Source organism: Rivularia sp. UHCC 0363 (genome assembly GCF_034931125.1).
Taxonomy (GTDB): Bacteria; Cyanobacteriota; Cyanobacteriia; order Cyanobacteriales; family Nostocaceae; genus Rivularia.
Genome location: NZ_JAYGHM010000114.1, coordinates 5,845 through 12,367, shown reverse-complemented (window position 1 = coordinate 12,367; position 6,523 = coordinate 5,845). Strand labels below are relative to the sequence as shown.

The following is a 6,523-nucleotide window of genomic DNA, read 5'->3' as shown; positions in this document are numbered from 1 at the left end:
TTCCTAGCAGCAGCCAGTGCTTTTGAGAGTGCTAATTCTTTTAGGTTTGGAGGTAAATGATTGGCTAAATTTGTAAGCAAGTTTGCTTTTTGTTGTGGATTCGAGCTTTGTAGCACGTAAACGAGTGCTTGCTCAGGAGTCCACACATTTTTTTGGATTAACGTAATCAGCAGTTCTACTCGTAGATTTGCTGCCAAACTATTAAGGGATGCAATTATCAAAGCATAGCGACACTGTAAGCCAATAACTTGAGATGAGGTTGTTTCAGTCCAAGAATCTTCTGCTAGTTCCCAAGCACGACCAACATCAGTTACAAAGTTAGCAGTTTGTCCCAAGCGATCGCACGCTTCATACCAACCATTACCTCCTGCTGGGGTTTCCTCTTGTAAAAGTTGATGTATCTGATGTACTTGGTTCGCTTGTTGGAAATGCCAAGTTAAATGAGCATGAATATAACCATCACCAGGTAACGTATGCCATTGCCCTGACTGAGTTTTTTCTTGATAACGGTTTAATAACGCCGAATGGGCAGCAGGTAAACTCAATCCCAAGCCTGGTAGTTTTTCTGGTTGTAATGAAACTTTTTCTCCTGTAAGTAATCCAACAGCTACATCATGCATTAAGTCATGTAGCTTGTAAGTTGGTTTGTTTTCAAACTGAATTGTTCCTGTTTGCAGTAATGCTTTAGACCTTAATTGACGCAGTATTGTTAAAGCTTGTCTAGGATTAACACCCCAAAGTGTTGCCGCCATTGCATGGGTAATAGCCACATCTTCTGGTAAAACTCCAAACCAAGCAAATTGTTTTAATAATTCTGGAGTTAAAGAATTCAAGCTGAGATTAAAAGAAGCTACCAGAGAATACTTTTTGCGCTTTTCCTCACTGCTACAGTCTACAAATAAATCAAGCGCATCTAAATGAGCAATTTCTGCCCTTAAATCCTCTAACAATTCTTCCCATGTGATTCCATCTGCTATTTGCGCTGCGGCTAATTCTAACGCTAGGGGTAAATAACCAACTGTTTCTGCTAAAAGTTCCGCTTGCTGTTGTTCTGCTTGAGTAAGTTGCCTGGGCTGTGGTTGACTTTCCAGAAGCTTTAGGGATTCGCTCTTTGTCATCACATCCAAATCATAACGGTTTGCTCCCAGTATCATTGCTTCTCGTGTAGTTATAAGTACCCGACAACCAGCACCACCAACCTGAAAATATTCAACGTGTTCTGGATTCCAAACGTCATCTACCACTAGCAAGACTTTCTTATCATAAAGTAGTGTCTGCAAGTGTCTTTTTGCATCATCTGGTTGAATGGGTTTATAGTTATTGTCTCCCAGAGCCAGAATCCAACTACTTAATAATGGCAACAAATCCGGTTTTTGACCCAAAGTAGCCCACAAAACCCCATCTGTAAAACAAGCTTTAACATCCGGATCATGGGCTATAGCCGCAGCTAATATTGATTTACCAATTCCACCTAATCCATAAATAGCGCTAAGAACTAAAGTTCCTCGATTCAAAGCTTCTTGCCCCAGTAAAAGTGCTTTTACTTGTTGACGGGGTAAGGGACGTTCTACAAAATTAGGTGGTAAAGATGGTGCTTGAAAAGGAATACTCGCGGGTGTATGGTGAGTATTAATGTTTATTTCCCCTACTGACCCAATTTCCCCAAATTGAACAGCGTTATTACCAGCTTTCTGATCCACCATTATCTTCAGTATTCACTATAAGTTGATTGTTCCTGCTGACCCAATTTCCCCAATTTGTTTAGCATTATCTCCTGCTTGTTGGTGGATAGTTTTATTTTGTGGAATCGTGGGTGTATTAAAGGTATCTGTTGATGAATCTTCTATTGGAGAAGCATTTTTATGCTGTTGGGATTTCTCCAACAAAGACTTCCAGGCAGTATTGATTTTGAGGACGGGGGTAAGATGTTCTGGAATACCTTCAGCTTGAATTGCATTGCAACCAAATTTATAAGCATCTTCTACAGAGCGTCCACCACCCAAAGCATCATAAAAGCCAACGGAGAATTTGATTGCTGCTTTATCCCCAATGGCTTTATTCATGCCAATCACATAGCCAACGTGCTGAACAATCGCGCTCGCTTGGACTTCCGAATAACAGGCATTAAGTACAACACACTCAATTTGACCTGCAAATAACTCGAACAAATTCGCCAAAGCTTCTGTAGCGACTAGTTGAGTATTGCCTTGTTGGTCTTCAAATACTAATCCATCTGACCCCGTACCATGACCGCAAAAGTGAAGGAATTGGGGTTTATTATCTAACAAGGCTCGACGCAAGTCATCAGTTCGCACTGCTCCTAGCTTTTCTAGTTGGAACTGTTGACGATGCTGAGAACGTCTTAGACCTTCATCAATTTCACGGTTTTCTACATCCAAGCGTAATTTTGCTTGGTCTACAGGACTGGCTGCCAGAATCAAGATTTTTCGTGGCTGAGTAGTTTGTTGCTTAACCATTTCTCATCATTCATGGATGTATTAAAGCCTACCAGATTGGCAAGGTCTGAGGTCTACTTCAAAGCCAAACTTAATGATTCCGGGAGAAATCACCAATCCACGCCACAGTAACAGAGCCTTGAATGAGCAATGACAAGAAAGTGAGTAAGGAAGTAAGGTAAAACTAAGAAAAAGCTGTAATACCAGAAATTACATGATTTTTTTTTGGTATAGAAAATACCCATTCTTCTTGCGAGTATTTCTAGGGGAAAACATTCGCACCGAAGAGAATAGCTTTTGAGTTAGGTAATTAATTGATGTAGTACTTTCTGGGAGCGATGCTTCTCACCGTGACAATACAGCAGCGGTTATTCTTTGCTACCGAAAATCACGGATATAAAATATAATACACTTACGCTAATGATAGATTACTAGAATACAGGGGTATATCTCTATTCATATTTTAATTTATGGAGCCTTTAAGTAGTGCTGCGATTGCTGTTGGTTCAGTTGTTGCTACCAAAGCATTAGAAAAGACTGGCGAAAAAGTTGGTGAGGTTTTAGCCCACATTCTGCACCCTAACTGTCACACAAGTATTTTTACTGTTTTTTAGAATAAAATAAAGCTGGTTTATATACTTAATCTCCTTGTTTCAACTGAGGTGAAAAATTATATCAGCATAATTTGTAGCTCAAAATAGAGGAGATATTAAGTGATTACCGATTGTGATACTTGGGGTGCGGAATGTAGGTTCTAGGGGTCACTGTGCCTATTTGGAAACATTGTACGCTAAGAAACATTTATAATGACAACTAACCATAGTGGCAGTCCTCTGGTTTTATATATTTGCTATGCCCCCGTTGGGAACAGCAAAAAAACTAGTGATTACTCTCATTTTGCTGAATCGAACCGTCCGAAGGCTCATAGCTCTTCTAAATCTAAAAGCCTCAGCTATGAAGAGTCTATGTATCAGCTATATGTCCAAGGCAACCAAAAACTGCCTGACGATGATAATGAAGCTATAAAAATTCTCAGTAACTGCTTTCCAGGCATATCCGGTCGTAAAATTGATTTAAGTGGTGAAAACCAATCTGACTTTATTAAACGCACTGGATTATCAGTGTCTTTAACATTTGCTTTAGTAATGTTATTACTTGATCCGGACTCACACAGATCTCATTTCCTCATTCACGAATTCAAAAATGCCAGCAAGGCATGTGAAGCATTTGCGAATGGTATTAAACCCTTAGAAGAAATCTTTCAATTGCTAAAAAATGCTCAGACTGGTCATGTGGTAAGCATGTTTGAGTACGGTATGAAAAAAGCATCTAATGTTATGCACACTGATTTAAACGACGATGAGCGTGAAGAACAGATGCATCTTGCATGGACAACATTTGAAGAAGTGTTTAACACTCTACACGAAGTACCACACTTATTGCTTTTGCGTTATGAAACTGCGAAAGCCATTGCCAATCTACATATGGCTATGGGTCACAGAAGTGCTGCTCTAGAATGGTGCATTACAGCTAAAAATATGACTAAAGAGATGCGAAACCTTGCTGATCACCAGCAAACTCATATCGTTCGTTCTTATGAAGAACATGTAAGGGAATACTCTAGTAGTTTTGGTAGTGGTATCTACGGTCTGTTGAGAACCGCCGGTGTCTTGTTGCATACTGGACTAACTCATGAAAAGCGGAAAGAAATCAACGAATATAACACAAAGATGTCAAATATTCGACTTGCAGGTTATCAAAAGCGAAAGGAGATTCTTTTGACAATAGCAATTCTAAGCTAATACCCTACCAGTAAATCAAAATACAAAAGTCCTCTTAATTTTATATAAACTATCCGCCTTCAGACGAAGACGCATTAAATAATGAAAAAAAAGGTTCTTGTGTTACGTGGAATTGATGCTGCGGCATTCTTTGCAGGAATTCCCCTTGCTCCGCTTGCAACAAAGCTTTATGAAGAGTTAAGCGATTCTGACATTGCACTTCTTGTTGAAATGACTGAAGCGCAAGCACTAGTTCGAGGATTTGCATTTCGGCACTTACGGAACGGTTTAATGTCAACAAATAATTTTCTAAACTTTGAAATTTCTGAAGCTCGCCGTAAGAAGCAGCTATACAGAGCAGCTGAAGAGTTTGAGAAAGCTTATTATGTTTTCAAGCGTCATCCGCTTTATTCCTGCTATCGTGTAAAAGCTGCATGCTTTGCGTCAGGTTCACAGATGCTGCTTAAGCATCACGGCATGGCAAAAGACTGGCTAGATATTGCGGTGAATGATAATAAAAACTGCTGCTTTCCTGAATCAGCAGAAAAAATCCAAAGCTTTGTTGATGAGATTACCAAAATGGTAGCTAAAGATGTAGTCTAACGACTTGCCTAAGAAATAATCAACTACAAAAAATACTTGTATATAAATAGTTAATATACTGATTATTAATTGGCGGAATTTTCTCTCTAACCGATACCGAGCAAAAAGTTCGGAACAATACTACAAGTGTCCAAAACCCCACAGATACGGCACTTCACCCCCTCACCCAGCAATTATTGGGAAGATGCGAGGCATCGGTTAGATAATAAAATCCTGTACATTCTGTGTAAGCTTCATTATAAGAATTGAATATTACAGATTGTGCCAGATGCTATTCTTAGTTTTACCTTACTTTTTAATGTATTACAACACTACATCAAAAAACTGGCATATAGCTATGTTCTAAATAATAATTACGTGATAGAGGTTTTGACTCCGTGTAGCGGACTCCATCCTGAAAGAACGCAGATATCTTGGTGTAGCGGTATCAGTTGGATGGAAAGATATCAAAGCGAGCAAATCCCCCCCCTTTCAGCAGTGTTATACTGGTACTCAGATATACAAATCAAGAATAAAGTATAAAGTACCCAGATGGAGCGCGATCGCTAGCGGCGCATCCCATCTCACACTACAGAAAAAGATCGAAACAGTTCTAACATATTTGCTTTAAGAGCTACAATTGCTTCTTCTAAAGTTTCAGTTGGCTCCGTATCTAATAAGTGAGCATCACCCATGTCAGCACTTGACCAGAGATAAGAATGTTGACCGATTGTTAAACATCCCTGCCACTTATTTTCATGACTTTTATCAAATGTGATAAAAAAACGTCGCGACATTAATTCTTCTGGGTTAGTTACCAACTTTCCCCATACAGAAAAGCCAAAATACTCCGCGTCTTTCTCGTTATTATATTCCCAGTCAGTAAAGAAGGGAAAAGCAGCTTTAACCTGTGATAAGACTTGTTCGATTTGGGCTTGTGTTAATAACAGATTAAATTCATTATTCATAAAAAGCTATGTTGTTTGTAATGTCTTCAGTAGAGATTGGAGTGGCGGTAATGCATCGCTTGCAATCACTTGCGATCCAAAACGCCGCCACAATAGTGCTTCAACCAAAGTAGCTTTTCTCTTTTTGCCTAAATGACTTCCCCACATGGCTAAGTCTGGATCGCCCTCTCGTTTCCATCGGTCAAATACAAGAGCAAGATGAGCGTCGGACTCCAAGCTTTGCAGAATTTTTGACTTTTCATCTGCATTGTTTAACTCTGCCCAAAGATATACGCCTAACTTAATCAGTGCGTCACCTGCCTGAGCCTCAGCTTTTATTTCATCCCAATTGACACATAAATCTGGATGGTCACTATGCAATAAATCAAGAGCAACTTGTGCTGCTGCAATATCAGCCTCAGTTTTGCGCTGCCCAACACCCGTTCCACAAACCTTACGACCATCGGGGAAATTTACCACAACAGTAGAGCGATGGGAACTATTTGGGGAAATAGGTTCGCGTTTGAAGTGGGCATCATCTTCACTAAAACCAAGGTTCTTGAGCAATTCAATAAGTTGCTTCTTGGCATTTTCAATCATACTTGGTTATTTCGGTAAAGTTACGTAGATAACTTTACAGTCAATGGTGACAGTGAGTTGTGATTTGCCAACCGTTTATTTGTAAGCCTGCACTTGTATTTAATTGAACATTCAACTGTAAATGATGCGTTCGATAGTAAAGATTGACAAAAATATT

7 protein-coding genes are annotated in these 6,523 nt (G+C 39.5%); 3 read left to right on the top strand and 4 right to left on the bottom strand.

Annotation, left to right across the window (positions count from 1 at the left end; all coding sequences use genetic code 11):
• Both VB797_RS33715 and VB797_RS33710 read right to left on the bottom strand, forming a co-directional pair.
• Nucleotides 1-1,703: NB-ARC domain-containing protein (locus VB797_RS33715; protein ID WP_323242161.1), on the bottom strand; the 1,703-nt coding region annotated here is incomplete at its 3' end.
• 15 nt (nt 1,704-1,718) lie between these two features.
• Nucleotides 1,719-2,477, bottom strand: a complete 759-nt coding sequence (locus VB797_RS33710; protein ID WP_323242160.1) for a CHAT domain-containing protein — start codon at nt 2,475-2,477, stop codon at nt 1,719-1,721.
• 449 nt (nt 2,478-2,926) lie between these two features.
• Here VB797_RS33710 and VB797_RS33705 point away from each other — a divergent pair, with 449 nt between their 5' ends.
• The 3 genes from VB797_RS33705 (at nt 2,927) to VB797_RS33695 (ending at nt 4,840) form a co-directional block, all read left to right on the top strand.
• Nucleotides 2,927-3,070 carry a hypothetical protein gene (locus VB797_RS33705; RefSeq protein ID WP_323242159.1) on the top strand — a complete coding sequence of 48 codons (144 nt, stop codon included), beginning with the start codon at nt 2,927-2,929 and terminating at the stop codon, nt 3,068-3,070.
• A gap of 192 nt (nt 3,071-3,262) precedes the next feature.
• The gene (locus VB797_RS33700) at nt 3,263-4,258 is read left to right on the top strand and encodes a hypothetical protein (RefSeq protein ID WP_323242158.1); all 996 of its coding nucleotides are present in this window, start codon (nt 3,263-3,265) and stop codon (nt 4,256-4,258) included.
• An 81-nt stretch (nt 4,259-4,339) separates the two neighbouring features.
• Nucleotides 4,340-4,840, top strand: a complete 501-nt coding sequence (locus tag VB797_RS33695; protein WP_323242157.1) for a hypothetical protein — start codon at nt 4,340-4,342, stop codon at nt 4,838-4,840.
• A 563-nt stretch (nt 4,841-5,403) separates the two neighbouring features.
• Here VB797_RS33695 and VB797_RS33690 read toward each other — a convergent pair.
• Both VB797_RS33690 and VB797_RS33685 read right to left on the bottom strand, forming a co-directional pair.
• Nucleotides 5,404-5,787, bottom strand: a complete 384-nt coding sequence (locus VB797_RS33690; RefSeq protein WP_323242156.1) for a hypothetical protein — start codon at nt 5,785-5,787, stop codon at nt 5,404-5,406.
• Between the two features lie 6 nt (nt 5,788-5,793).
• Nucleotides 5,794-6,366, bottom strand: coding sequence for a putative dsRNA-binding protein (locus VB797_RS33685; RefSeq protein ID WP_323242155.1), 573 nt, complete (start codon nt 6,364-6,366; stop codon nt 5,794-5,796).
• Nucleotides 6,367-6,523 lie beyond the last annotated feature (157 nt).

Excerpts from the sequence above, each read along its gene's own strand:
- VB797_RS33705 (WP_323242159.1), top strand. The coding sequence starts at position 2,927 with ATGGAGCCTTTAAGTAGTGCTGCGATTGCTGTTGGTTCAGTTGTTGCT.
- VB797_RS33695 (WP_323242157.1), top strand. The coding sequence starts at position 4,340 with ATGAAAAAAAAGGTTCTTGTGTTACGTGGAATTGATGCTGCGGCATTC.
- VB797_RS33700 (WP_323242158.1), top strand. The coding sequence starts at position 3,263 with ATGACAACTAACCATAGTGGCAGTCCTCTGGTTTTATATATTTGCTAT.
- VB797_RS33685 (WP_323242155.1), bottom strand. The coding sequence starts at position 6,366 with ATGATTGAAAATGCCAAGAAGCAACTTATTGAATTGCTCAAGAACCTT.
- VB797_RS33690 (WP_323242156.1), bottom strand. The coding sequence starts at position 5,787 with ATGAATAATGAATTTAATCTGTTATTAACACAAGCCCAAATCGAACAA.
- VB797_RS33710 (WP_323242160.1), bottom strand. The coding sequence starts at position 2,477 with ATGGTTAAGCAACAAACTACTCAGCCACGAAAAATCTTGATTCTGGCA.